This window comes from Marinobacter nanhaiticus D15-8W (assembly GCF_036511935.1).
In the GTDB taxonomy this organism is placed as follows: domain Bacteria; phylum Pseudomonadota; class Gammaproteobacteria; order Pseudomonadales; family Oleiphilaceae; genus Marinobacter_A; species Marinobacter_A nanhaiticus.
The window spans coordinates 2837660-2863532 of sequence record NZ_AP028878.1 but is presented as its reverse complement, the minus strand read 5'-3'; the positions used below and the strand labels follow the sequence as shown (position 1 = coordinate 2863532).

General features: G+C 58.3%; 26 protein-coding genes, 1 tRNA gene and 1 riboswitch. Of the genes, 13 read left to right on the top strand and 14 right to left on the bottom strand.

Features of this window, described 5'->3' with window-relative positions; genetic code table 11:
- The first annotated feature begins 95 nt into the window (after positions 1–95).
- The gene (locus RE428_RS12800; protein ID WP_004582410.1) at positions 96–752 is read left to right on the top strand and encodes a hypothetical protein; all 657 of its coding nucleotides are present in this window, start codon (positions 96–98) and stop codon (positions 750–752) included.
- Between the two features lie 497 nt (positions 753–1249).
- Here the strand turns inward: RE428_RS12800 and RE428_RS12795 are convergent, their stop codons facing one another.
- Entirely contained in the window at positions 1250–1564 is a 315-nt protein-coding gene (locus RE428_RS12795) for an SCP2 sterol-binding domain-containing protein (protein WP_004582409.1), read from the bottom strand.
- A 391-nt stretch (positions 1565–1955) separates the two neighbouring features.
- Between RE428_RS12795 and sohB the strand changes: the two genes are divergently transcribed.
- A complete protein-coding gene (gene sohB / locus RE428_RS12790) occupies positions 1956–3017 on the top strand; it encodes a protease SohB (RefSeq protein ID WP_004582408.1) in 1062 nt (353 codons plus the stop codon).
- Positions 3018–3187: 170 nt separating this feature from the next.
- Positions 3188–4177, top strand: coding sequence for an oxidoreductase (locus RE428_RS12785; RefSeq protein WP_004582407.1), 990 nt, complete (start codon positions 3188–3190; stop codon positions 4175–4177).
- Between the two features lie 235 nt (positions 4178–4412).
- Here the strand turns inward: RE428_RS12785 and RE428_RS12780 are convergent, their stop codons facing one another.
- From RE428_RS12780 to metH, 4 genes are all read right to left on the bottom strand, one after another.
- Entirely contained in the window at positions 4413–4925 is a 513-nt protein-coding gene (locus RE428_RS12780; RefSeq protein ID WP_004582406.1) for a DUF934 domain-containing protein, read from the bottom strand.
- Entirely contained in the window at positions 4918–6570 is a 1653-nt protein-coding gene (locus tag RE428_RS12775) for a nitrite/sulfite reductase (RefSeq protein ID WP_004582405.1), read from the bottom strand. Before RE428_RS12775 ends, RE428_RS12780 begins: the two co-directional genes overlap by 8 nt.
- Positions 6571–6968: 398 nt before the next feature.
- Positions 6969–7211, bottom strand: coding sequence for a DUF2970 domain-containing protein (locus RE428_RS12770; RefSeq protein ID WP_004582404.1), 243 nt, complete (start codon positions 7209–7211; stop codon positions 6969–6971).
- 56 nt (positions 7212–7267) lie between these two features.
- Entirely contained in the window at positions 7268–10963 is a 3696-nt protein-coding gene (gene metH / locus RE428_RS12765; RefSeq protein WP_004582403.1) for a methionine synthase, read from the bottom strand.
- 213 nt (positions 10964–11176) lie between these two features.
- Between metH and nfuA the strand changes: the two genes are divergently transcribed.
- The 3 genes from nfuA (at position 11177) to RE428_RS12750 (ending at position 13806) form a co-directional block, all read left to right on the top strand.
- Entirely contained in the window at positions 11177–11764 is a 588-nt protein-coding gene (nfuA, locus tag RE428_RS12760; protein WP_004582402.1) for a Fe-S biogenesis protein NfuA, read from the top strand.
- Between the two features lie 421 nt (positions 11765–12185).
- The gene (locus RE428_RS12755; protein WP_085988684.1) at positions 12186–13406 is read left to right on the top strand and encodes a DUF445 domain-containing protein; all 1221 of its coding nucleotides are present in this window, start codon (positions 12186–12188) and stop codon (positions 13404–13406) included.
- A 43-nt stretch (positions 13407–13449) separates the two neighbouring features.
- Positions 13450–13806, top strand: a complete 357-nt coding sequence (locus tag RE428_RS12750) for a hypothetical protein (RefSeq protein ID WP_004582400.1) — start codon at positions 13450–13452, stop codon at positions 13804–13806.
- On the opposite strand, the gene RE428_RS12745 is transcribed toward RE428_RS12750, so the two are convergent.
- The 6 genes from RE428_RS12745 to RE428_RS12720 all read right to left on the bottom strand — a co-directional run bounded on the left by RE428_RS12745 (position 13774) and on the right by RE428_RS12720 (position 17070).
- Entirely contained in the window at positions 13774–14844 is a 1071-nt protein-coding gene (locus RE428_RS12745) for a glycosyl transferase family protein (RefSeq protein WP_004582399.1), read from the bottom strand. The genes RE428_RS12750 and RE428_RS12745 overlap by 33 nt on opposite strands.
- Positions 14845–14855: 11 nt before the next feature.
- Positions 14856–15182 carry a TusE/DsrC/DsvC family sulfur relay protein gene (locus RE428_RS12740; RefSeq protein ID WP_004582398.1) on the bottom strand — a complete coding sequence of 109 codons (327 nt, stop codon included), beginning with the start codon at positions 15180–15182 and terminating at the stop codon, positions 14856–14858.
- Positions 15182–15466: a sulfurtransferase complex subunit TusB gene (gene tusB, locus RE428_RS12735; protein ID WP_004582397.1), complete on the bottom strand. Its 285-nt coding sequence runs from the start codon at positions 15464–15466 to the stop codon at positions 15182–15184. Before tusB ends, RE428_RS12740 begins: the two co-directional genes overlap by 1 nt.
- A complete protein-coding gene (locus RE428_RS12730) occupies positions 15466–15819 on the bottom strand; it encodes a DsrE family protein (RefSeq protein ID WP_004582396.1) in 354 nt (117 codons plus the stop codon). The genes tusB and RE428_RS12730 overlap by 1 nt, the downstream gene beginning before the upstream one ends.
- Before the next feature lies 1 nt (position 15820).
- Positions 15821–16234, bottom strand: a complete 414-nt coding sequence (gene tusD, locus RE428_RS12725) for a sulfurtransferase complex subunit TusD (protein WP_004582395.1) — start codon at positions 16232–16234, stop codon at positions 15821–15823.
- A 110-nt stretch (positions 16235–16344) separates the two neighbouring features.
- Complete coding sequence (locus tag RE428_RS12720) at positions 16345–17070, bottom strand: Bax inhibitor-1/YccA family protein (protein WP_004582394.1); 726 nt, start codon at positions 17068–17070, stop codon at positions 16345–16347.
- A gap of 249 nt (positions 17071–17319) precedes the next feature.
- Here RE428_RS12720 and RE428_RS12715 point away from each other — a divergent pair.
- Positions 17320–17410 (top strand) — tRNA-Ser (locus RE428_RS12715).
- Positions 17411–17610: 200 nt separating this feature from the next.
- On the opposite strand, the gene cobS is transcribed toward RE428_RS12715, so the two are convergent.
- Complete coding sequence (cobS, locus tag RE428_RS12710) at positions 17611–18378, bottom strand: adenosylcobinamide-GDP ribazoletransferase (RefSeq protein WP_004582393.1); 768 nt, start codon at positions 18376–18378, stop codon at positions 17611–17613.
- Positions 18379–18523: 145 nt separating this feature from the next.
- Here cobS and cobU point away from each other — a divergent pair, with 145 nt between their 5' ends.
- Positions 18524–19057 carry a bifunctional adenosylcobinamide kinase/adenosylcobinamide-phosphate guanylyltransferase gene (gene cobU, locus RE428_RS12705; protein ID WP_004582392.1) on the top strand — a complete coding sequence of 178 codons (534 nt, stop codon included), beginning with the start codon at positions 18524–18526 and terminating at the stop codon, positions 19055–19057.
- Between the two features lie 4 nt (positions 19058–19061).
- Here the strand turns inward: cobU and RE428_RS12700 are convergent, their stop codons facing one another.
- The gene (locus tag RE428_RS12700; protein WP_004582391.1) at positions 19062–19682 is read right to left on the bottom strand and encodes a histidine phosphatase family protein; all 621 of its coding nucleotides are present in this window, start codon (positions 19680–19682) and stop codon (positions 19062–19064) included.
- 2 nt (positions 19683–19684) lie between these two features.
- Positions 19685–20740 (bottom strand): nicotinate-nucleotide--dimethylbenzimidazole phosphoribosyltransferase, encoded by a 1056-nt coding sequence (cobT, locus tag RE428_RS12695; RefSeq protein ID WP_004582390.1) that lies wholly within the window; start codon positions 20738–20740, stop codon positions 19685–19687.
- A 210-nt stretch (positions 20741–20950) separates the two neighbouring features.
- Here cobT and cbiB point away from each other — a divergent pair, with 210 nt between their 5' ends.
- The 5 genes from cbiB (at position 20951) to RE428_RS12670 (ending at position 25802) form a co-directional block, all read left to right on the top strand.
- A complete protein-coding gene (gene cbiB / locus RE428_RS12690) occupies positions 20951–21868 on the top strand; it encodes an adenosylcobinamide-phosphate synthase CbiB (RefSeq protein ID WP_004582389.1) in 918 nt (305 codons plus the stop codon).
- 8 nt (positions 21869–21876) lie between these two features.
- On the top strand, positions 21877–22905 hold the full coding sequence (gene cobD, locus RE428_RS12685; RefSeq protein ID WP_004582388.1) for a threonine-phosphate decarboxylase CobD: 1029 nt from the start codon (positions 21877–21879) through the stop codon (positions 22903–22905).
- Positions 22906–23156: 251 nt separating this feature from the next.
- A complete protein-coding gene (locus RE428_RS12680) occupies positions 23157–24629 on the top strand; it encodes a cobyric acid synthase (protein WP_004582387.1) in 1473 nt (490 codons plus the stop codon).
- Positions 24626–25333: a 5,6-dimethylbenzimidazole synthase gene (bluB, locus tag RE428_RS12675; RefSeq protein ID WP_004582386.1), complete on the top strand. Its 708-nt coding sequence runs from the start codon at positions 24626–24628 to the stop codon at positions 25331–25333. Before RE428_RS12680 ends, bluB begins: the two co-directional genes overlap by 4 nt.
- A 33-nt stretch (positions 25334–25366) precedes the next feature.
- A riboswitch (cobalamin riboswitch) is annotated at positions 25367–25576 on the top strand.
- Between the two features lie 34 nt (positions 25577–25610).
- Positions 25611–25802, top strand: a complete 192-nt coding sequence (locus RE428_RS12670; RefSeq protein WP_004582385.1) for a CbtB domain-containing protein — start codon at positions 25611–25613, stop codon at positions 25800–25802.
- The last annotated feature ends 71 nt before the right edge of the window (positions 25803–25873 follow it).

Here is a 25873-nt window from a genome sequence, read left to right as displayed (position 1 = left end):
TCCGGCACCTCTTCAGGTTCAGAGAGCCGCGTGACTGCATTGCGGGTTCCAACAACAAAAGATTGCAGTAATAGCCCCTAGCAAGAGAGCCCTATATGTCCCAGGACATCGCCCTGATCGCATTGGCTGCCATCGGCGGCGTGCTGGCCCTGTTTGGGCTGGCCTTCTTTGTTCGCCCCCGTTGGTTTTTCAGCTGGCTTAAAGGCACCTTTGCGCTGTTCCTGATCGGCGCCGGTGCCTACGTCGGTCTCTTGGCGCTGGACCTGCGCCACTATCAATCCCTTGACAGCATGCAGACTATTGCCACCGTCGGTGTCTCAAAGACGGGGCCACAGGCCTGGCGCGTGCGTCTCGAACGGAATGAGCAACCGCCCATGGAAGTCGTTATCAGAGGCGACCAGTGGCAGGTGGATGCGCGGATCATTCGCATGGCCGGTCCGCTTACGTGGCTTGGGGTCAGGCCCGCCTACCGACTGGACCGGCTGAGCGGCCGCTACGTCAGTCTCGAGCAGGAGCGCTCCGGCCAGCGCACCGTCTATCCCTTGGGGGAAGACTCCTGGTTCGATAGCTGGCTGTTGGATCAGACCTATGGACTGCCGTTCGTTGAAGCTGTTTACGGCAATGCCACATTCATGCCGTTGAAAGATGGAGCGATCTTCGATGTGCGCTTGTCCAGTACAGGGTTGGTGGCCTTGCCGGCTAACGCGCAGGCTCGGGAAGCGATGGAGCAGTGGTTCCCTCAGGCAGGGTAGGTGTTGGGAACGAACATGAAGCCTTGACGGGCTTTTTTTGGTTCATCGCACTTTAGCGGGAATCCATGTAACGGAAAGCATTCCAGGAACGGGCAGCCCGCCGGGCTGCTCCGAAGCTAAAGAGGGTGTTGCAAAACGTAGCGAGCGAAGGCCAGGCAAGGCGGAAATTCGCGAAAAAGCGCAGTTTACTGGTCGTAAATGAGCATTTTGAGCGGATTTCCAACGCCGCATGGCCGAGCGCAGTAGTTTTGCAACACCCTCTAAAGCGTCGGCTACATTTTCCAGATAACTCGAGCACGTAGCAGATGCTTCAGCTTCTGAGGCGCCGAAGGTGCCCATGATCTTACGGCGCCTGCGGAGGACTCCCGGCTCCCTGTGACGCTAATGCGCGATGAGACTTTTCTTGAGTTTGGAATTACAGATTCTGGGGTTGCGCAGTGCTTGGGAGGGAGGGAAAGTCTCGGGCCGCGCCGGGGCGGCCCGAACAAGGCGGGGCCTTAGCCCATATTGAACAGCTCGCCCAGTTTGGTAGCCAGCATCATGTCGCCTTCGGCGCGCAGCTGTCCGGCCATAAACGCCTGCATCCCATCGGTTTCGCCGGAAACGATACCCTGCAGGGTTTCGGAATTCATGATCAGGGTTACGGAGGGATCTTCGTGCTCACCTTCGTGCAGCTTGCAGGTGCCGTCTTTCACGACCAGGTGATAGGTTTTGTCGTCTTCGATGTTGAACTGGAAAACCAGATCCATGCCGGCGGCAGCATCCGGGTTAAAGTTCTGTTCCATCTTCTCGAAAGTCTGTTGTACTGACATTGTTCTTTCCCTTTTCTGTGCGTCTGAAAGCCTAAGTTTATCTGAAACCCTGAGTGTCTGAAAAAAGTGCCGAGATACTGCCCAGGGAGCCGGCGGCAGCGTGGCAATCCGGCGAAGCCAGATCGACTTTAGGGGTAGGGCCAGGTAGTGTCAAGCTCGATCGAACGCTTGTTTGAATATTTGGCGCGAAGGACCTCGTGCATGCCTGTAGCGCTCAGTTACAATCGTTTCCGTTTGTGATAGGTCTTATAGACGCCTTTAGGACATTAACCTCTAAAGAACGCTCCCGCGCTGCTCAATCGAAAGAAGCTATGTTCGAAACGAAACTCTGGCGGGTTATTAATATCTATATTGAAGCATTAACACTCTATCGGGTAATTGGAGAACGGATTTGGAATTTTTGACGGAATTTGGACTGTTCCTCGCTAAGACGGTCACGTTTGTGGTGGCCGTGCTCATTGTCGTCACGGCTGTCGTCTCTGCAGCGCAGCGCAAGCATGAAAGCGAGGACGCCGATGGTGACCTGCACCTGAAGCGCCTTAACGAAGGCTACAAGCGACTCAGGGAAAACATCCATCAGAAAATGCTGGGTGAATCCGACCGCAAGGCTTGGCTCAAGGCGCGAAAGAAAGAAAAGAAAGCCGACGCCAAGGCCCGCAAGAAAGCCAAATCCGTTGAGAAGGAGGAGGAAACCAGCCCGCGAGTTTTTGTGCTCGACTTCAATGGCGACATCAAAGCCAGTGATACCGACTCCCTGCGGAAATCCATAACTGCAGTGCTAAGCGTTGCGGAGCCGGGTCGTGACGAGGTGGTGGTTCGCCTGGAAAGCGGCGGCGGCCTGGTCCATGCGTATGGGCTTGCAGCAGCGCAGCTTGACCGTATTCGCTCCAAGGGAGTGACGCTGACGGCCTGCGTCGACAAGGTGGCAGCAAGTGGCGGTTACATGATGGCCTGCGTCGCAGATCGGATCATCGCGTCCCCGTTCGCGGTGCTTGGCTCTATCGGCGTCGTGGCCCAACTACCGAACTTCCATCGCCTGCTCAAGAAGAATGATGTGGATTTCGAGGTGCTGACCGCCGGCGAACACAAACGTACCCTCACTGTCTTCGGTGAGAATACGGACAAGGGGCGGGAAAAGTTCCTGGAGGACCTGGAGGATACCCATGTCCTGTTCAAGGAATATGTCACCGAGCGCCGTCCGTCCGTCGATATCCAGCAAGTGGCGAATGGTGACATCTGGTTTGGCCGGCGCGCGTTGGACGTACATCTAATTGATGAACTGAAGACATCCGACGAGTATCTGATCGAGGCCTGTGATCGGGCCGAGGTCGTCACCGTCAACTTCCGGCATAAGCGTACGCTGCCGGAAAAACTCGGTCTGGCGGCCAGCAGTGCCATAGAACACGGCATCTGGAAAGTGTTGGGTGCGCTACGTAATCGGAATATCCAGTAAACGGGTCTGAATGGTACTGAACACGGTGGTTTCACCTATCCATATTAAATTAGGTTATTTGTGAGCGGAGCGGGCCACCAGCATAGTGGTCCGATAACGTACCTGAAGTGTCGAGCAGTACTCAGACGGTATTCAAATTCATCAAGTTCCGACAACGAGAAGGATTCGAGATGGCCACTTATAACGCCTGGCGAGTACACGAAAAGGACGGCGAATACGTCGGCAACATCGAGACACTGGACACCGCAGATCTTCCTGACGGGGATGTCCTGATTCACGTCACTCACTCATCCCTCAATTACAAGGACGCCTTGTCCGCCTCAGGGAACAAGGGTGTTACCCGCGAGTTTCCTCATACGCCCGGCATCGATGCGGCGGGCGAAGTGATCGAGAGCAGCACGGATCAGTACACCGTTGGCCAACAGGTGCTTGTCACCGGTTACGACCTGGGCATGAATACGCCTGGCGGGTTTGGTGAGTATATTCGGGTGCCCGCGGGCTGGGTCGTTGCAGTGCCCAAAGGTTGGGATGCCCATAAGGCCATGGTTTATGGTACGGCAGGGCTGACTGCGGGGTTGTGTGTCAACAAGCTGCTCAAAGCGGGTGCAAATCCGGAGCAAGGCCCTGTTGTTGTGACAGGCGCCAGCGGCTCGGTAGGTAGTGTGGCTGTTGAGATCCTTTCCGGACTCGGCTTCGAGGTCACCGCAGTGAGCGGTAAGCCAGATCAAGCTGAGTATCTAAGTCAGCTGGGTGCTAAGGATATTGTCGGTCGTGACAGCCTTGCGCCCGAGAAAAAACCGCTGCTCAAGCCACAGTTTGCCAATGCGGTAGATACTGTTGGCGGTGGGCCATTGGCTGAACTGTTAAAACAGATCAAACCCGGTGGTTCCGTAGCCTGTTGCGGGCTTGCGGCCGGAATGCAGCTGGAAACAACTATGGCACCCTTCATTCTGCGCGGTGTAAACCTGTTGGGTATCGACTCGGTTGAGATTCCGCTGCCCGAAAAACATGAAATCTGGAGCAAGCTGGCGCAGGATTGGAAGTGCACCGTTACCGAGAATTCGGCGAAGAGTATCGGCAAGGAAGACCTGAACGATGCGCTCCAGGCGTTCCTGAAAGGGGCGTCGGCCGGGAAGATCGTTCTCGACCACTCTGTCTGAAATCGCTTTATGGTATCGGTTTCTTGGATGGGGAGGCCGATATCATGATTGATGCGGTTCACGTTGTTCACCCGCATCCTACGCGGCCACCTCGACGCACGAGTTAAACGTAGGATGCGGTGAGCTTGCGAACCGCATCGATGCCTTCCGGCTGTTACCGGAGCCTGAAGACGGCGCTATAAACAAAAAGACGGCCCGCGGGCCGTCTTTTTGTTTATATGCCTAAGAGAAGGACTCAAGACGCCGCTTCAGCCTTCCGCCGACGGAACAACGGTTCCTTGTTATCAACCGCAGCCTGGTAGGTATTGCTGAAGACATTCAAGCAATGCTCAGCCTGGCTGATGTCCTTGTCAGCACGCAGCGCGTATGCATCAAAGCCGCAGCGCTTCATGTAGAACAACTGATCCAGCAGGACGTCGCCGACCGCGCGCAGTTCGCCCTTGTAGCCGTAGCGCTCACGCAGCAGGCGCGCGATGCTGTAGCCCCGACCGTCCGTGAACTTGGGGAAGTTCACTGCGATCACCGGCAGATCGTCGATCACTTCGGCAAAAGCCTCAGGTTCTTCGTGGCTGTCGAACCAGATGCCGATATCATTGCGCCCGGCGAACTGGTCACGATTTTCCTTCCATACCGTGGCTGGCAGCAGGGCCGGGCCGTCCGGCAGGGTCAGCTCCTGGTCTTCTTCAGGTGCAGACACCAGGGTCCACTCATCGTCATGGATGCCGTCATGGCGGATCAAATCAGGCATATACACGCTCCTTGAAAGGATCGATACCGATGCGTCGATAGGTGTCCAGGAAGGTTTCTTCCTCGGTCCGGTTGTCGACATACACGTTGATGATCTTCTCGATCACCTGGGGCATTTCCTCCCGCGCGAATGACGGTCCCAGGATCTTGCCCAATGACGCGTCGCGTTGGGAAGAGCCCCCTAGGGAAATCTGGTAGAACTCTTCGCCTTTCTTGTCCACCCCCAGCACGCCTATATTGCCAACGTGGTGATGACCGCAGGCGTTCATGCAGCCTGAAATGTTCAGGTCGATATCGCCCAGGTCGTAGACATAGTCCATGTCGTCGAAACGGCGCTGGATGGCTTCAGCCACCGGGATGGACTTGGCGTTGGCCAGGGCGCAGTAGTCGCCGCCGGGGCAGCAGATGATATCGGTCAGTGTGCCCAGGTTGGCGGTGGCAAAGCCCATCGGACGAATCGCCTGCCAAAGCTCGAACAACTGATCTTGTCGGATATCGGCCAGTACCACGTTCTGCTGGTGGGTCACGCGCAGCTCTCCAAAGCTGTATTGCTCGGCCAGATCTGCGAGCTGCTCTAGCTGACGGTCGCTGACATCGCCCGGCGGCACCCCGGTTTTCTTCAGGGTGAGGGTGGCAATGGCGTATCCCGGCTTCTTGTGTTTGTCGACGTTCCGCTTCACCCAGCTATCGAATGCCTTACTTTCGGCGCGCTGGGCCTGAAGCGTGTCGGGGTTATCTTCGAGCGCCTGGTAATCGGGTTCGGTGAAGAAACGCTTGACGCTGTCGACCGCTTCGCGGGTCAGGCGGGTCGGTGAATTCTTGATATGCTCCCATTCAGCCTCGACCTTCTCGGCGAAGGCTTCCGGAGTCATGGCCTTCACCAGTATCTTGATCCGCGCCTTGAATTTGTTGTCCCGGCGACCGTAGCGGTTATAGACGCGAAGGATCGCTTCCAGGTAGGTCAGCAGATCCAACTCTGGCAGGAACTCACGAATTACCGGGCCGACAACCGGTGTACGGCCCAGGCCGCCACCGACATAGACACGGAAACCCAGCTCGCCGGCTTCGTTATTGACCAGTTCCAGGCCAATGTCGTGAACCTGGACGGCTGCACGGTCCGTACCTTCGGAGGCATTCACCGCGATCTTGAACTTGCGCGGCAGGAACGCGAATTCCGGGTGATAGGTGGACCACTGACGAATCAGTTCGCAATAGGGGCGCGGGTCAGTCAGCTCTTCGGACTGGACGCCGGCGAACTGGTCGGTCGTGGTATTACGGATACAGTTCCCGCTGGTCTGGTTGGCGTGCATCTCGACTTCGGCCAGTTCCGCCAGGATATCGGGCACGTCTTCAACCGCCGGCCAATTCAGCTGTACGTTCTGACGCGTCGTGAAATGCGCATAGCCCTTGTCATAGTCCCGAGAGATCCGGGCCAGACGGCGCAGCTGGTTTGCTCGCAGCATGCCGTAAGGAATGGCGATGCGTAGCATCGGGGCAAGACGCTGCACATAGAGACCATTCTGCAGACGCAACGGCAGGAACTCGTCTTCGGCGAGCTCACCGGCGAGGGCACGATCCGTCTGATGCCGGAACTGCGCTACGCGCTCATTCAGGATCTGGCGATCGTATTCGTCGTAAACGTACATAAACCTGTTCCTGGGGACACTCATCCAATTTGGCGGCTAAGATATCAGCTTTGCCTTATGCACAAAATGATTATTTCTAAATATGCTAATAGCGTATTGGACTTAAAATGCGGTGGAAGGGAAGCCTTTTCAAACATAGGCTTATAGGAGTTTGCTGCCTTCCAAAGTCACTCTTGCAGTTGGTTTTGTGCGGTAGACTGTTCGGGCACTATGCCCTCAGCAGTAAACGTTATGATAACAAGAATTACTGGTGCGAGGAGTGTGAATATGAGTAAAAAATCCACTTACACCGATAGTCAGGTCGATGCCGTCGCGGCTGTGGTGCTGATATTCCTGTTCGTGGGCGCAGCCGTCTACTGGGTGAGTGGCCTTTAGTCTGCTCCCGGCTTCGCAGGCGGCTACGAATGCGTGCTGATCACCCATTGGACAACTAGCGCAATGGTCACGACGAAGACCAGCACAAAAACGATCCCGGCCACGATATAGGTCAAGGGGCTGCCGCTGGAGAAATCTTCCTCCCGGCGGCGGTCGGACTGCACCCCGAACGCTCCGGCCAGGATGCTCTGGATAACCTTGAAGACACCCGGACGTCTGGGGCGTCCTTCCGGTCTTGCCGCGTCGTTGTGCTCAGGCTTATTCATGCTCACCTCATTCCATTCATACCGGATGCGCCGGCGTGGAGCGAGACGCAATCCGTTTACTCAGCCGGATCGTAGGCCAGGCTGGGTGCCAGCCAGCGTTCGGCGTCCGCCTTGCTCACGCCTTTACGTTTAGCGTAGTCCTCAACCTGGTCGCGTCCAATCTTGCCTACCGAGAAATACTTGGCCTCCGGGTGGGCGAAATACCAGCCGGAAACGGACGCTGCCGGGAGCATGGCGAAATGTTCGGTCAGCTGCATGTCTGCATTTCCTGGCGCGTCCAGCAACTCGAACAGGGCTTCTTTCTCGGTATGGTCCGGGCAGGCCGGGTAACCTGGCGCCGGGCGGATACCGCGATAGCGCTCCTTGATCAGGGCATCGTTGTCCAAAGCTTCGTCAGGGTCGTAACCCCAGAACTCCTTACGCACGCGCTCGTGCATGTGCTCGGCAAAGGCTTCGGCCAAGCGGTCGGCCAGCGCCTTGACCATGATCGCGTTGTAGTCGTCGTTCTTCTGTTTGAACTCGTCCGCAAAGTCTTCGGCGCCAATACCGGCCGTGACGGCAAATCCGCCGACGTAGTCGCACTCGCCATCGTCGTCGATCAGGAAGTCGGAAAGGGCAAGCATGGATTTGCCAGGCGACTTCTCATCCTGTTGCCTCAAGTGGTGCAGGGTGGTCAGCACGTCGGTACGGCTCTCATCCTTGAAGACGAGAATGTCGTCCCCCTTGCGGTTGGCGGGCCAGAAGCCAATGACAGCCTTGGCAGTCAGTCGTTTTTCGTCGAGGATGCGCTTGAGGATCGCCTGGGCATCGTCGAATAGTGTCCTTGCCGCCTCGCCGCGCTTGGGGTCGTCGAAGATTGCCGGGTATTTCCCGGACATATCCCAGGAAATGAAGAAGGGCGTCCAATCGATGTAGTCGACCAGCTTGTTGAGGTCGTATTCCTCGAAGGTCCGTAGGCCAGTAAAGGCAGGGCGCACGGGTCTATAGTCGTCGAAACTAATACCGGTGTCGCGCTGGCGGGCTTCGGAAAGATCGATCAGCTTGGTGCGTTCGCCGCGGTTCTTGCGGCGCTCGCGGATCGTGTCGTACTCATTCCGGGTCTTGTCTACGAGCTCCGTTTTGGCTGTTTTGCTCAGGAGTTGCGAGGCGATGTTGACGCAGCGCGAGGCATCGGAGACATACAGCGCCAAATCATTCCTGTACTGCGGCTCGATCTTCACCGCCGTGTGCGCTTTCGACGTGGTGGCTCCGCCTATCATCAACGGGACCTGGAAGTCCAGCCGCTGCATTTCCCGCGCTACATGCACCATCTCATCCAGTGATGGTGTAATCAGGCCGCTCAGCCCAATGATGTCGACATTCTCTTTCCTGGCAGTGTCGAGAATTTTCTCGCAGGGCACCATAACGCCGAGATCGAGCACCTCGTAGTTGTTGCACTGGAGCACCACGCCGACGATGTTCTTGCCGATGTCGTGCACGTCGCCTTTCACCGTCGCCATGAGGATTTTGCCCTTGGCCTGCTGGCCCTCGGACTTTTCAGCTTCGATGTAGGGAATCAGATGCGCCACGGCCTGCTTCATGACTCGGGCGCTCTTGACCACCTGCGGCAGGAACATCTTACCGTCGCCGAACAGGTCGCCGACGACGTTCATGCCGTCCATCAGCGGCCCCTCGATGACCTCAATGGGGCGCTCGGCGTTCTGCCGACAGGCTTCCGTATCCTCGATAATATAGTTCGTAATGCCTTTGACCAGAGCGTGCTCGAGACGCTTTTCTACGGGCCACTCCCGCCAGGCGAGGTCCTCCTCACGGGATTTGCCAACTTCGCCGCGGTAGCGCTCTGCCGCTTCCAGCAGGCGGTCGGTACCATCATCGCGTCGATTGAGGACAACATCGGTTACGAGTTCGCGGAGTTCCGGGTCGATCTCATCGTAGACGACCAATTGACCGGGATTCACGATACCCATGTTCATGCCGGCCTTCACGGCGTGGTAGAGGAACACCGAATGGATCGCCTCGCGTACCACGTCGTTGCCGCGGAAAGAGAAGGAGACGTTACTCACGCCGCCGGAGATCGATGCGTGGGGCAGGTTCTTGCGAATCCAGCGTGTCGCCTCGATGAAGTCCACGGCGTAGTTGTTGTGTTCTTCGATACCGGTGGCGATGGCGAAGATATTGGGATCGAAGATGATGTCCGCCGGATTGAAGCCAATGCTCACCAGCGTGTCGTATGAGCGTTTGCAGATCTCGGTCTTGCGCTCGAACGTGTCGGCCTGGCCTTGTTCATCGAAAGCCATGACCACCACGGCCGCGCCATACCGCATGCAGGAACGTGCCCGGGAGAGGAATTCCTCCTCGCCCTCCTTCAGGCTGATGGAGTTCACCACCGCCTTGCCTTGGACGCAGCGCAGCCCAGCCTCGATCACGTCCCACTTGGACGAGTCGATCATGATTGGCACGCGAGCGATGTCTGGCTCCGAGGCAACGAGGTTGAGGAACTTCACCATCACCTCGCGGGAGTCGAGCATCCCTTCATCCATGTTGATATCGATGACCTGGGCACCGTTCTCCACCTGGTCCCGGGCCACGCTCAGTGCTTCCTCGTACTGTTCTTCCTTTATGAGGCGCAGGAAGCGTTTGGAGCCTGTAACGTTGGTGCGTTCGCCTACGTTGATAAACAGCGAAGTCTCGTCCCCAGTAAACGGTTCAAGTCCGGACAGGCGCAAGGCTGGCTTGATATCGGGAATCTGGCGCGGCGGGTACTTGCTGACGGCCTTGGCCACCGCTTCGATGTGGTCTGGTCGTGAGCCGCAACAGCCGCCAATGATGTTAAGAAACCCATCCTTCGCGAAGCCTTCGATAATGGCCGCCATCTCTTCCGGGGTTTGGTCGTATTCACCGAACTCGTTGGGCAGGCCGGCATTCGGGTGTGCGCTGACATAGGCTTCGGCGCGATTCGAGAGTTCCTCGACATAGGGTCGAAGGGCGTCCGCGCCCAATGCGCAGTTCAGGCCAACCGAGAGTGGTTTGGCGTGGGCGATTGAGTTCCAGAAGGCTTCCGTCGTCTGGCCAGAAAGCGTGCGGCCGGAGGCATCGGTAATCGTGCCGGAAATCATGATCGGCAGCTCGAAGCCCGCATCTTCGAAATACTGCTGGGTGGCGTAGATAGCGGCCTTGGCGTTCAGGGTATCGAAGATGGTTTCGATCAGGATCAGGTCTGAGCCGCCTTCAGCCAATCCTTTGACCGCTTCGTAATAATTCTCGTACAGCGTCTGGAAGTCGATGTTGCGGTAGCCCGGATTATTAACGTCCGGCGAAATAGACGCTGTACGTGACGTGGGCCCTACCGCTCCGGCCACGAAGCGGGGCTTGTCCGGGTTGCGCTGGGTGAACTCATCGGCAATCCGGCGTGCCAGTCGGGCACCCTCGACATTCAGCTCGTAGGCGAGAGACTCCATCCCGTAGTCGCTCTGGGACAGCTGGGTGGAGTTGAAGGTGTTGGTTTCGATGATATCGGCGCCGGCATCCAGGTAATCCGCGTGGATATTGCGCAGCAGTGCCGGCTGGGTCAGATTGAGCAGGTCGTTGTTGCCCTGCACGTCCCGGCCATAATCTTTGAAGCGCTCGCCGCGGAAGGCGTCTTCGTCCAGCTTGAGGTTCTGGATCATGGTGCCCATGCCACCGTCCAGGACAACAATGCGCTGCTTCAGGGCTTCGTGCAGTTGGTTCAGACGGGTCTGGCGATCGCTCATAAGGACTTATCCGGGTTGCATTGATCTCATCAGGGCGCGGAATCATAGCAAAAATGCGACATTGCGTCGTCCACACGCTTGCAATTAGCGTGATAGGCGTCATATCCCTTGTGCGGATTAATGACATCGATAAAGACTGAGTAAAATACTAGGTCTTTTATGTTGATCCGGCGTGGCTTAAAATACTCTCAAATTCTCAATCAGGTTAGAGAAATGGCATTGGTTACGGTTACTGATTCCGCACGGGACTATCTCGCGCAACTGATCGAAAAGCAGGACGTGGAAGGCATGGGCGTCCGCATCTTTGTGACCCAGCCGGGCACCAAGCATGCCGAGACCTGTCTGGCGTACTGTCCGCCCAATGAGGTGGTGCCGACCGATGAGAAGATCGATCTGGAGAAGTTCACCCTTTACCTGGATCACAACTCCGTGCCGTTCCTGGAAGAGGCTTACGTCGATTACTCGACCGATCGCATGGGCGGCCAACTGACCATCAAGGCGCCCAACGCCAAGGTGCCGAACATCGACGAGAACGCGCCATTACCGGACCGTATCAACTATATCCTTGCGTCGGAAATCAATCCGGGGCTGGCCGCCCACGGTGGGGAAGTCTCGCTGGTCGAAGTCGCGGACGAATCAGTCGCCGTGCTCCGTTTCGGCGGTGGCTGCCAGGGTTGTAGCGCAGTAAGCCTGACCCTGAAGCAGGGCGTCGAGAGCACGTTAACGGAACGTATTCCGGAATTGACCGGTGTGCGCGATGTCACTGATCACACCTACACCGAGAACGCGTACTATCAATAAGCGTTCCTGGTAGAACCTGCCTTTCCTGCCCGCCGCTTCCAGCCGGTCTGACGCGGCGGGCACACTTCACATTATTCCAATTATCAAGGCGATAGGGCATTACAGTCGATTCCGTTTCGGCGGGACGGCCAATGTCGTATGGTATTGGCTCCAGCATTATGCGATCCATAATAGATAAGCCGCTGAACGCCCGAATCCTTTCTTCGAGCATTTTTTGAGGGTCCGGGGCGTACTGCATGCCGCGTCGCGACTTTTGAAGGGCTGTTCGTTGTCCTGCAACGTTGTACCTTGATTCTGGAATCCTCTGAAACCCAGGGGCACGCGAGGCATTGTGCAGGGGGCTTCTAGGCGGTCGGGCTGGTGCTCAGGCCGATGATGTCTTGTTATGGCTCGGCATGCCGAATTTCTGACGGGGACCCTAATGTTCAGTGAGACAGCGTTCAGCGATACAGCGCTGTGGTCCATTCCACTGATGGCCGCCTTTGTGGGTTGGTTCACCAACTGGCTGGCGATCCAGATGTCCTTCCATCCGGTGAATTTCGTCGGCATTGGTCACTGGCTGGGCTGGCAGGGCGTCATTCCTCGCAAGGCCGAGAAGATGGCCCACATCTGCGTCGACCGAACGTTGAAGCAATTTGGCGACCTCAGCCTCGTATACGAGAAGCTGGATCCCGAGCGCATCGTGCAGCAGGTGGTTTCCCAGGTCACGCCGCGACTGGATGAGTACATCGACGAAATCATGTACGAGGTGCAGCCGGTGCTCTGGGACAATATGCCCAATTTCCTGCGCAACCGGATCTACCAGTGGGCGAGGGAGCAACTTCCCGGCCGAATCGAATCCCTGGTCGAGGATTTCGGAGATGATCTCAGCGAAATCGTGGATCTCAAAGCCCTGCTGAGCCGTGAGTTGAAAGACCACCCGGACTTGATGAACCGTATCTTCCAGCAGGCCGGTGCGGTCGAGTTGCGTTCCGTAATCAACAAGGGTGCACTCATCGGTGGCCTGCTCGGCGCAGCTATCCTGCCTGCGTGGCTCAACTTTCCTTACCCGTGGTTGTTGCCGTTGACCGGCTTCTTTGTGGGTTTTCTGACCAACTGGGTCGCCATCAACCTGATTTTCCGCCCGTTAAACCCGCGGCGAGTCCTGCGCTGGAACGTACAGGGGCTGTTCCTGAGGCGTCAGGCGGAGATCAGTGAGGTCTGGAGCAAGCTGGTGGCGGAGGAGCTGCTCACGGTGGAAAAGGTGGCGGACGCGATGATTAACGGTCAGGAGGGTGCGCGTACCCGCGCTATCATCCAGAAACATCTTCGCCCGCTACTGGATCAGTCCGTCCTGATGAAGCTGGGTGCACAGCTCAGCGTCGGTATGAGCGGTTACACCGAGATTAAGAGGGCGATGAACGACAAGGCGATCCTGGCCACAGGGCATGTTTTCTGCGACCCGCAATTCAACCGGGAGCGTGCGCCGATCGTTGCCGGTGTCCTGGCTCAGCAGATGAAGGCCCTGGCGCCGGCTGAATTCCAGGACATTCTCCGGCCGGCCTTCAAGGAAGAGGAGTTGTACCTGATGGTCGTGGGTGGGTTGTTCGGCGCCATAGCCGGGGCGGTGCAATTAGGTTTCCTTTACTACTGGCCACTGTAAGACTGGTTAATCGAATGCTGAACAGACTTAAAAGGGAGCCACCATGGCATTCTGGCAGGAATTGTTGATACAGCTGCTGGCAACCGCCTCGACCGTCCTGGTTGTGCTGGCCGCTTTTCACCGCTGGGTGATCAAACCCTACATAGACGCCCAGGTCGAAGAACTGAAAAAGGCGAGCGCGCAGGTGGAAGAGCGGGTGACCCGTGGCGTACGCGAGGGCGTCAAGCAGAGTATCGTCGATCTCCCTGACAGTACGCTGAAGGAATCAACCCGCACTTTCCTGCGTTTCGGTACAGACTTGATGGAAAATGGGCTGAGCAGCTTCCTCGGGACTTATGAGGATTTGCAGCGCCGCGGGAAGGACGATTCAGGCACTGGACCGGGTAACAGGCCCCGCTGATTTGAAGCGCTCACGATCCCGCTGTTCCCAGAGCGTTCTGGCCATTTCGAGTGCCTCATCCTGGGTGCTTGCTCGACCTGCCTCGTGCAGTGCGAAAGCTGCGGTCGAAATCACCGCGGCTTCACCATACTCGTCGGAAAGCTCCCCTTGCCAAACAGCCCGCATATCCTTGACGTCGATCTGTTCCGGCTTTACGTGACGTTGAGGGAAGAGGGCAGTCCAGCTTTCTTCCTCAGTGATAAAACCATCGTCTTCCCGGCGGGCCCTGAAGACCTTCATGGTGGTGTCCGGATTGCGCTCGATCTCGCCGCCCTCGCCGCGAATAACCGCGACCCGCTCATACTGGAGCAGCTCGCCAGCCCCTTGGTGGAGGCCCGCGTAGGGCGGGTGGAAGATGCCCTGCAATACGACGGGCGCCGAGAGCGGGTTGATCAGTCTAGACAGGGAGTGAACCGGAGAGCGCAGGCCGAGAATCGGACGTAGCTCGATCATCTCTGCCAAACGGGGGGCAATGTCCCGCAGGTGCATATAGGTAAGATTGGACGCATCCAGTTGTTTTGCTGCTGTCTCCCAGTCATGGGCAACGGGAAAGCCGAACGCCTCCATGACCGCAGTGAGATAGATCCGTTCCGGAGTATGCCCCTCGGCCCCATGAATAAAGACCCGCAGGCCTGAATCGGCCAGTAGCAAAAGCGAGAAGAAGAACCAGGGGGCATGGCGACGCTTGCCGGCATACGAGGACCAGTCGATATCGACGCGGAGGCCCTCTGGGGCCTCGGCCTGGTCGCGAACGGCATCGACGAATCCGGCCAACTCCTCCGCCGATTCTTCCTTCACCCGCATCAGCATCAGGAAGGCGCCAAGCTGCACATCTTCAACCCCGCCCGCCAGGATCATGCCCATGGCGTGGCGTGCTTCCGCGCGATTGAGTGAGCGCGAGCCGCGTTTGCCGCGCCCGAGAATACGGACGTAAGGCGCGAAGGGATGTTCGCCGGGTTTGGTTTCGGGTAACGCTGGTTTATCGGCGGAATCTGGCATGGTTTGGCCTCTCACAGGCAGTTCGTCGGGCGCGGCAGACCGGCAATGCGGCACGCCACTTTGACGGCGCTGGTCCCCGGAAACAGCTGCATCAGGTAGATACTGTTCCCTTTTTCCTCACCAAACGCCTGTTTGACAGCCTTTACGAAGAAGCGAGCGGCGGGCGGCGCCATTTCATGCTCGGCGTAGAAGTCCCGCAGCATATGGATGATTTCCCAGTGGGCCTCGGTCAACGTGATACCGGATTCAGACGCGATCTGCTCGGCAACCGCTGGCGACCAGAGCATGGGATCTTCCAGGAAACCTTCATTGTTGCGGGGGGGCATTACCGATGACATTACCAGCACACTACCTTTTCAGATTCTGTGGTCAAGGTGACGAACCCGGGATAATCGACGGAAAGCCACGCTTTACCGACGGCGGCATCCTTCAGACCCCGGGCTTCGAGGTCGTCTAGCAGCACATTCAATTTCACCCCTTCTGGCCAATCGGTCGTGTTATGGACAACGGCGATGACGGCGTTTTCGATGAGCAGGAGCGTGTCACCGTGAGTGAGGCCTGAAAGACAGGCGTCGAACCGGGGTTCTCCAGGCGCCTTGTTGAGGATGTGCAGGCAGGACATTACAGGCGTACCACGTCAGTAAATTGGTCTTCGACCTCCCGGATGGAGGTTATGGGAGTGACGTCCAGTGACGGATCGGTTTGCGTCATAGCGAAGCGATCAAGGCTGGACTGATCTGCGTAAAGGGCTTCTATCCCGAACAGGGCGGCAGCCGAGAGATTGCGCGACACCGTTTTCTGCTCGATAGCCGTCGGGTGCTGTTGTTCCCTCAGCCAGTTTACGCCCGCTTCAGTAAAGAGCAGGGCGACCGGCTGATCGAACGCTGCAGCTGAGAGCGCCATGTCCAGCGTCTCGCGACCACTCCAGTCGCCGTAGGGAGCTCGGTCGATAACAAAGAGATAACGTCGATCCATGTCAGTGGCTCCCATTGAAGTAGAGCGTTCGGGAGCTCGACTGACTGGATTCGAGCCATTCACCCAGTCCGGCAATGCGATAGGGTACGGATACATTCGACGCATCACGCTCGTAGCGTTTGGCCTCAGTCTCATCCAGTAACCCGCGGCGAAGGGCCGATGCCACGCAGCAGGTCGCGGGAATCTGATTTCCGGTCAGGAAGTCTCTCCATTGGCTGGGCCAGTCCGCTTCGTCACTGGGTGGGCAGGCCAGGTCCGAGGCCAGGTGAACGCCATCGCCATAGAGGAACACGTGGGTGATACTATGTCCGGCGTCCAATGCGGCCCTGGCGAAATGCAACGCGGTTTGAGGCGCTTGACTGGAGTATGGCGCGCCGGTAATGACCAGGGTGAAGGAATGGGATGAAGTCGTCATGGCGCTCACAATACGTTTTATACCGCTGCGATCAACTACCCCGGTCTATTCCGGGATTAAAAAACCCCGGACATGCCGGGGTTTAGGTGCCGCTGCTTCAATGCTGGGTATCAGTCGTCGCCGTTGAAGGCGCCCAGGATGTGCAGCAGGCTGACGAACAGGTTGTAGATGTTCAGGTAAAGGCCTGTTGTCGCAAGGATGTAGTTGGTCTCGCCACCGTGCACGATGCGGCTGGTGTCATACAGGATGAAGCCAGACATCAGCAGCACGATTGCAGCGCTGATCGCCAGGCTGAACATGCTCACATCGACACCGAACAGGCCGGCAACCAGTGAACCGACTGCGGCAATCACAACCACCAGCAGACCTGCCATCAGCATGCCGCCCATGAAGCTGAAGTCCTTCTTGGTGGTCAGGACGTAGCCGGACAAGCCCAGGAAGACGACAGCGGTGCCACCCAGCGCCTGCATGACGACGGCGCCGCCGTTGGACATGGCCAGGTAGTGGTTCAGGATCGGACCCAGTGAAAGGCCCAGCAGGCCGGTAAAGGCAAAGACCACGCCGATACCCGCGGAACTGTTTGCTGTACGTGGCAGAACCAGCCAGATCAGCGCCAGTGCGCCAAGGCTGCACATGAGGCTGACGCCGCGGCTCATTTCGATCGCCATGGATACACCGGCCATCACCGCGCTGAACAGCAGGGTGAAAGCCAGTAGGGTATAAGTGTTGCGCAGTACGCGATGGGCGTCCGCACTAATGCCCGTTGCACGTCCCGCCTGGCTGGCCGCGTAGGCACCGCCTTGGCTGTTACGAACATCGAAACGTCTGTCGTCCATCATAATCTCCAGTTCAGATGGTAGAGCTTCTATAGTTAGAACCTACACTCATGATAAGGCCAATCGTGCAAGTTTCAACGTCTTATCGCGCGATTTTGCGCTTTATTTGCGAGCTTGGACCGGCGCACGTTTGCTTGGTTCATATTCCGTTTATGAAATTACCGAAAGCTTAGGCAAAGCGTTGACAGGGCACTCGATTCCGGTATCATGCACCCCGCTGTCGCACGGCAGCTTCGCTTTTTGCGAGTCGGTGGGCTGGCAGAGTGGCTGAATGCAGCGGTCTTGAAAACCGCCGAGGGTTAATAGCCCTCCCGGGGTTCGAATCCCTGGCCCACCGCCATTTTCTCTTTTCCTTCCAGATGATTGGCTGACTTCTCGGCCGCTTCCCAACCTCGTAGTCATTGGCTTGGCCTCTCAGGAATAATATACGGTTGTATATTATCCTTGGCTTCATTTCGTTTTCTTGAATCTTTCTGCTTAGCTGGCTCGGCTCGCGCCGTAAGCGAATGGTGGCTTCGGGAATAAAGCGCTTCCGAACGGCTACATCATTCCAGCGAGTAGGACGAGCTCCGAAAGCACCACGCAAGCTCCCAAGGTATCGCCGGTATAGCCGCCCAATCGGGATTTCAGGTAGCCGCCCCAAATCAGCCCGACACCGCCTGTGGCGATCAAGCTTGCGACGATGAGTTCAGGCTGGTCGTCAAAAGCCGCCACTACAACCACCGCGGTAAAGGCAACGGCGAAATACAGTCGGTCAGGCGGGAAACCGCTTGCCACCGGTTTGGTTTTGCTGGTGTCCGAGGTTGTGACGTACGGCAGGGCCCGCATCAACAGCAAGGGAGTCAGTCTCGACACGCAGGGTGCGACCAGCAGCGCCAACCAGAGGGTGTCCGAGTCCAGTAGCAGGGCGGTTTTCAGTGCGAGTGCCATGATCAGCGCGATGGTGCCGTAGGTGCCGATCCGGCTGTCCTTCATGATGCGGAGTTTGTCTTCGAGCGTATAGCCGCCGCCGAGTGCATCCATGCTGTCGGCCAAGCCGTCTTCGTGGAAGGCCCCGGTCATCGAGAGATGAAGCATGATCACGGCAAGCACCGAGACCAGCGGGGTAAACGTGTACTGAAATAGGGTGAAGGCGCTGGCGTAGATCAGTCCAAGCAGCAGGCCGACGAGCGGGAAATACATGCTGCAGTTATTCATCAATCGCTGCGAGTAATCGATCTTGATCGGTATTGGAATGCGTGTCAGGAAGCTGATCGCAAGCCAGAACGTTTGCCATTCCTGCTGGAGTCGGGATCTACCTTGGCTCACTATTGGACCTTCTGCTCGAATGAAGACCTGCATTCTAATGGCAATTGCTTGAATTGACAGGTCAACTCGGGGTGAAGCTGGTATGTTGATTTGTTTATTCCGTTGGCGGGGTCATGCCGCAAGGCATCGGTAAAGAGAGTATGGAATGGGTGGAAAAACGCTGGTGATCGGCGGCATCCGGTCGGGCAAGACGGCCCTGGCGGAGAAAGCGGCAGCCGAGTCGGGGTCAAAAGTGGTGTATGTAGCAACCGCAACGGCAGGCGATGAGGAAATGGCTCGCCGAATCGACCGCCATCGCTCACTAAGGCCATCTCACTGGGGGCTGGAAGAAGAGCCAACGGCCCTCGGGCAAGTGCTTGACCGTCAGGCGGAATCCGTTGATCCGCCGTGCCTGCTAGTCGATTGCATGAGCCTCTGGATAAGCAACCTGCTTTTCGCGGGTGATGAAATGTTCAGGATAGAGCGCGAGGCGTTCCTGGCTGCTCTAGAGCAATACCCGGGCTCTGTGGTTATCGTCAGCAACGAGGTCGGGCTGGGTACCATCGGCATGGACTCGCTGACACGCCGTTTCTGCAACGAAATAGGGCTGCTCAATCAGGAGCTGGGCGCACGTTGCCATCGCGTCCTGATGAGCGTTGCCGGCCTTCCGCTGACACTGAAAGAAGAACTTCCGTACTGAACGGCTAGTCGTCCTCGGCCAGGGGTATGTGGCTCAATAGCGCAAAGAAAGTGCCGTGAGGCGTACGGTCGATACGAATGCGGCTACGGCAGGCGAAGGGCACGGCGAAACCCGAGAAGGAGCGTTCGAGGGGAATTCCGAGCACTTCGGCCAGGATCATGCGGATAATGCCCCCATGGCAGACCAGCAGCACCTTCTGTCCCTCGTGTTTTTCGATTATGCCGTTCCAGCTTTCGATCACCCGTTCGTGGAAAATACCCAGGGCCTCGCCTCCGGGTGGGGTGTGATCCACGGGGTTGGACCAGAAGTTCTTCAAGTGGTCGCCGTAGGCTTCTGCCACCGCGGCGCTGGTCTTGCCTTCCCACTCGCCAAAGCTGACCTCGCGAACACCTTCTTCGATCGTTAGCGGCAAATTCTGCTCCGTGGCCAGTTTTTCGGCGAATTCACGGCACCTTCTGAGCGGGGAGCTAACCACGACATCCCAGTCGTTGTCGTCACGCGTGGCCTCGGTCATGTGTCGCCAGCCCAGCGTGCTAAGCGGGTCGTCCAGGGTGCCCCGGAACTTCGGGCCACCTTCCGGCTCGCCGTGGCGTATAAGATCGATCAACGTATAGTTCTGGCTCATTTTCAGCTCCCGTCACTCACGCCGGCATCGGCAAAGCTGGCCATCTGGTTGTGAAGAGCGCAGGCCTGGCGCATTAGCGGAACGGCAACCGCCGCGCCGCTGGCTTCCCCCAGGCGCATGCCGAGATCCAGCAATGGCTTGGCTTGCATCGCTGCCAATACCCGTTGGTGGCCGCGTTCGGCTGACCGATGGCCGAAGTGCAGCCAGTTGATCAGTGAGGGTTGTTGTCGCATAGCGACTAGCGCGGCAACAGAGGCAATGAACCCATCGACGAGGATCGGCATCCGACGCTGCGCGGCACCGAGAAACGCGCCTGTGATCGCCGCAATTTCGAATCCGCCCAGCGAGGCGAGTATGTTCGCGGGCTCCCGATCAGCGCCATGCCGTGAGATGGCTTTATTCACGACGCTGGCCTTGTGAGCGACACCTTCGGGAGTAAGGCCAGTGCCGGCGCCAGCGAGTTCCTCCGGCGAAGCTTCAAGCAGGGCGCAAGCCAGCGCCGCCGCCGCGGTGGTGTTGCCAATACCCATGTCGCCAGCGATGAAAAGCTCGGCGCCGTTATCCGAAGCCCGCTGTGCCGCCTGATCGCCAGCCTGGAGGGCGGAGGCGAGCTGCTCGGGCGTCATTGCAGGTGCTTTGGCCATATTGACGGTGCTGGGTGCAATCTGCAGATCGATCACACCGGGCAAGTCGGCAGGTGTATCGCCAACGGTCCCCAGATTCACGACCTCAAGACTGGCGCCAAGAGATTTTGCCAACACGCTGATCGCCGCACCACCGTTGGCAAAATTGGCGATCATCTGCGCAGTGACGGCCTGCGGGAATGCCGATATACCTTCCTCACAAACACCGTGGTCCGCTGCAAATATGCTGATGTGAACCCGATCGACAGAGGGTTGTTCGCGCGCCTGTTGGCCGCAGAGGTCGATGGCGAGCTGTTCGAGCCTGCCCAGTGAACCCGGGGGCTTGGTGAGCGTCGCCTGATGGGCGACAGCTCTCTCGATGAATGCGCGATCCGGATCGGGGAGGGCTTGGGTCCAACTGGTGGGTAAAGTCATTCATGGGTCCTGGCGGAGAAGCGGGCGGAAGATGGTCTAACGCGCCTGTGGCAGTGTCAAGGTGGTGGCGTCTGGGTGACGGTGTCACGCTAGATGGTGTCAAGGTCCGAGCCGTCCAGTAGACTGTGCGGTTTTTGCGGGGGGCTCATGCCCTGGGGCCATTTTCAGCCGAAGTGCTGTTTTTGAGGTAAAGCGTGAGGTGGAAGCGCGTTGATTGAGTCGGCTGTCATCTGTCTGGTTGCCGTTCTGCTGGATCATGGATTGGGTGAGCCGAGGCGCTGGCATCCTGTCGTGGGGTTCGGCAATCTTGCCGCACGCGTGGAGCAGCGATTGAACTCGAGACCCGGGTCGGTGGCGCGAGGCGCGCTAGGGCTTGGTCTTTTAACGGTCCCGTTTCTGGTGTTGGTTTGGCTGGTGACCCTCTGGCTCCCGGAACCCTTTTCGTGGTTACTGGAGGTGATCCTGCTCTGGTTGACGATTTCACTAAGAGGTCTTGCCGAACATGGTCGTGCCGTCGCAATGCCTTTGGGGCAGGGCAACCTCGAGGCAGCCAGAGAGGCGGTCGGCCGAATCGTGAGCCGAAATCCTAAAACCCTTTCGGAAGCAGGTATTGCTACGGCGGCAACCGAATCCATGCTGGAAAATGGCGCCGATGCCGTTTTCGCCAGTCTGTCCTGGTTCGTCATTGCTGGCCTGCCAGGGCTGCTACTGCACCGCATGGTCAACACGCTAGATGCGATGTGGGGCTACCGGAATGAACGCTTCCTGCATTTCGGTCGTTTTGCCGCGCGACTGGATGACGTGATGAACTGGATTCCCGCACGCCTCACCGCGGCGACTTACGCCCTCGTGGGAAAGACATCCCTCGCCTGGCAGTGCTGGCGGCGACAGGGCGGGCAGTGGGAGAGTCCCAATGCAGGCCCGGTGATGGCCTCAGGTGCCGGAGCACTCGGTGTATCCCTGGGCGGCCCGGCGCCCTACAGCGAAGGTATGCGCGAGCGCCCGGTCCTGGGTGGAGGTCCCGAACCGACCGCCGATACCATCGAAGCCGCGATCGCGTTGGTCTACAGAGGCGTCGCCCTTTGGGTGGCGGTCCTCTTCGCCATCGCCTTGCTGGACCTGACCTAGGAGAAACCATGGACTCTCGGGAACCACTTCATCACGGTGGCCGGTTGGGCGAAGCGGCCCGTCGCTGGGGTATACCGCGTGAGCAGTGGCTCGACCTGTCTACGGGCATCAATCCTTATTCTTGGCCAGTCCCGGTGATTCCGGGGGCTGTCTGGCAGCGACTACCGGAGGACGACGATGGTCTTGCCGACATCCTGCGTTCCTGGAGCGGAGCACCGCAGGCCGCAAGCTGTCTGCCGGTGCCAGGTAGCCAGTCGGTCATCCAGACGTTGCCACGTTTGCGCGAGCCCTGCCGGGTAGGCGTTCCTGTCCCCGGATACGAGGAGCATGCCCGCTGCTGGGCCCAATCCGGGCACACGATTGTCCCGGTTGACCCTTCACGCGCTGACGATGATGAGCAGTGGCTCGATGAACTCGACGTTCTGGTCTGGATCAACCCTAATAACCCTACCGGCGACCGGCGGAACCGCTCTCAGCTCCTGCATTGGCATGATCGGCTATGCGAACGGGGTGGTTGGCTGGTGATCGATGAGGCCTTCCTCCTCCCCGACGAATTCTCGGACAGCCTGGCGTCTGCCGCCGACAGGGAAGGACTGGTGGTGCTCAAGTCCCTGGGAAAATTCTTTGGGCTCGCGGGTCTGCGGGCCGGTGCCGTATTCGGTGATCGGCATATTGTGAGCGCACTCGAAGCCCACCTGGGCCCCTGGTCACTCAGCCACCCTGCGCGGTTTGTGATGGCGAAGGTGCTTGAAGATCGCGTTTGGCCGGCAGAGATGCAAGTTCGGCTTCGTGACCATTCCGGAAGGCTGGATAGCCTGCTTAAGTCGGCTGGACTCCCACTCTCGGCGGGCACGGCATTATTTCGGTACGTTGATGTCGCCAATGCGCACGCGATTGCAGACGGATTGGCAGAGCAGGGCATCCTTGTCCGTCGTTTCGACAACCCTGCTGCGCTACGTTTCGGGCTGCCCGGCGCAGAACGCGACTGGGCGCGTCTTGAAAGCGCGTTGGCCTCGCTCCTGGGAAGCGCCGGATAACCATTTAATATAAGGTTCATCACGCTTTAGTGAGATTCCGTGTAATCGGACGCCTTCGGGGAACGGCAGCCCGTCGGGCTGCTCCGAAGCTGAAGCGTCGGCCACATTTCCCAGATAACTCGAGCATGTAGCAGATGCTTCAGCTTCTGAGGCGCCGAAGGTGCCCATGGTCTTACGACTCGTGTGGAGGACCCCTGTCACGCCAATCCGCGATGAACCAATAGAATAGAAAAGGGGACGAAACCAAAGACATGACGACCTTGATGATCCAGGGCACCACCTCCGACGCGGGCAAAAGCACCGTGGTCGCCGCATTGTGCCGCTGGCTGGCTCGGCAGGGCGTATCGGTCGCGCCGTTCAAACCCCAGAACATGGCCCTGAACAGCGCGGTCACCATAGACGGTGGCGAAATCGGCCGGTCAACCGCCCTGCAGGCGCTGGCCTGTGGCCTAGAGCCCCACAGCGACATGAACCCCGTGCTGCTAAAGCCCCAGAGCGACCGGGGCGCCCAGGTCATCCTTCGCGGACAGGTACACGGCAATATGGATGCCTTGGATTACCATGGCTTCAAGGCCGAGGCGGCCAAGTCGGTGATGGCCGCGTGGCGGGCCCTCGACGAGCGATACGATGTCATTATCGCCGAAGGCGCCGGCAGTCCCGCCGAGATCAATCTTCGCGCCAATGATATCGCCAATATGGGCTTTGCGGAGGCTGCCGACTGTCCAGTATTGCTTGTCGGCGACATCGACCGCGGTGGCGTGTTCGCCCAGTTGGTGGGGACGTTGGAACTGGTTTCGCCCGCCGAGCGCGATCGCATCGTGGGTTTCGTGATCAACCGTTTTCGGGGAGACCCGGCACTATTGGAATCCGGACTGCGCTGGCTTGAAAAACGCACGGGCAAGCCGGTCGTGGGCGTTCTGTCCTACCTCAATGGACTCTTGCTCGACGCCGAGGATAGCGTCGGACTCGATGGTGTTGGCGGAAAGGACGGCCTCAAGATCGTCGTCCCGCGCCTGCCGCGTATCAGTAACCACAATGACTTTGATCCACTTCGTTTACATCCGGGTGTAGAGCTTAGCTTCGTCGGCGAAGAGCGTGCGATTCCGCCAGCAGACGTGATTATTCTCCCCGGCAGCAAAAACACCCGGCACGACCTCGATTGGCTCAAGGCACAAGGCTGGGTCGAGGCGATCCAGCGGCACCTACGCTATGGCGGCCATGTGTTCGGCATTTGCGGCGGTTTCCAGATGCTTGGGGAGACCGTTGCCGACCCGGATGGCCTTGAAAGTATGGCGGGTGAGACCGAAGGGTTAAGGCTGTTGCCGATGCACACGCGTATGGTTGCAGGCAAGCAGCTGCGGGATGTGTCGGGCGTACTTCGCCTGGGCGGACGGGAAGCCCGGCTGAAGGGCTACGAGATGCATAATGGCGTGACCACCGGCGCGGCGTTACAGGCTCCCTTAATCGATCTCGATGGCCGGCCGGATGGCGCCATCAGCCGGGACGGGCAGGTCACGGGCACCTACGTCCACGGCATCTTTGATCGTCCAGGCGTCTGCGACACGCTGCTTTCCGCCTGGGGACACCTGGGCGAGCATCAAGCTGTCGATTACCAGCAACACCGGCTGACTCAACTGGACCGCCTCGCAGACCATCTCGAGCAGGAACTGGACACCGGCTGGCTCAGGAAACAACTGGGATTGGGGAGTAAGACAAGCGCATGAGCATAGACAACCAGAACGCCTTCCCGGAACAGGAGAAGCGTGGCCTCTACCGAGCCATTCAGGAACGCCGGGACGTGCGCTCACAGTTCCTGCCGGACCCGATTCCCGACGAGATCCTGGTGCGCCTACTTGAGGCGGCCCATCACGCGCCGTCGGTGGGCTTCATGCAGCCCTGGGATTTCCTGGTAATCGATAGCGTTGAAGTGCGGCAGGAAGTCCTCGACATCTTCGAACGTGAAAACGAGCGCGCTGCGGAAAATTATGCCGGTGATCGCGCCCAAGCCTATCGTAGCCTGAAGCTCCAGGGCATCCTCGAGAGTCCGATGAACCTGTGCATCACCTGTGACCGTAGTCGCGGCGGCCCGAATGTGCTTGGACGCAATACGATCGTCGAGACCGACCTTTTCAGTACCTGCCTGGCAGTCCAGAACCTCTGGCTGGCGGCGAGGGCAGAAGGTATCGGCGTCGGTTGGGTCAGCATCCTCGATCAGCAGGAACTGGCCCAGGTGCTGAAGTTGCCCGAGGACGTGTACCCCTTGGCCTATCTTTGTCTCGGCTATGTGAGCGAATTCCTCGATCAGCCCGAATTGCAGGCCAAGGGATGGCGCAGTCGCTTATCTCTTGAAGAGCTCGTCCACCGCAACCGCTGGGGTGCCGGCCTTGCGCCCGGCGACGAACTCATTTCACTTCTCCAGCGACGCTGACAGCGTTGCTACCATCCGATCAATGGATTAGGATGATCGCTCTACGGACAGGTGCCCCTGATCTTCAGGGGATAATCGGGAAGTATGGTGCGGCCGCTCAGGCCAATTCCATCGCTGCCCCCGCATCGGTAATAAAGGCGTAGTCTGCAAATACCACTGGCGCGAGCCGGGAAGGTGCAGACGATGACTGCCTCCAGGCTGTCCCCTTTGAGCCCGAAGACCGGCCTGTTATGTCGTGTTTTCCATTGTGGTGCGGCGGGCACCGGGGAGTTACATCATGTCTGCTATTAGCTCATCTTCCAGTGACCGGGCAACCGGTTCTTCCATCAAGGTTTCCTCTCTCGGCCAGAAAGCCGGGGTCCTGCTGTTCGGTATCGTCGTCCTGTTTGCGGTTGGCTTCCTCCCCATGAGCGAAGCGCATAACGCAGCGCACGACACGCGTCACAGCTTCGTGTTTCCCTGCCACTGAATTTGTCTGCCTAGTCAGTCTCAGCGGTCTGTTCGGTATTCGAGAGCCATACCGACGGATAACTGAACGTT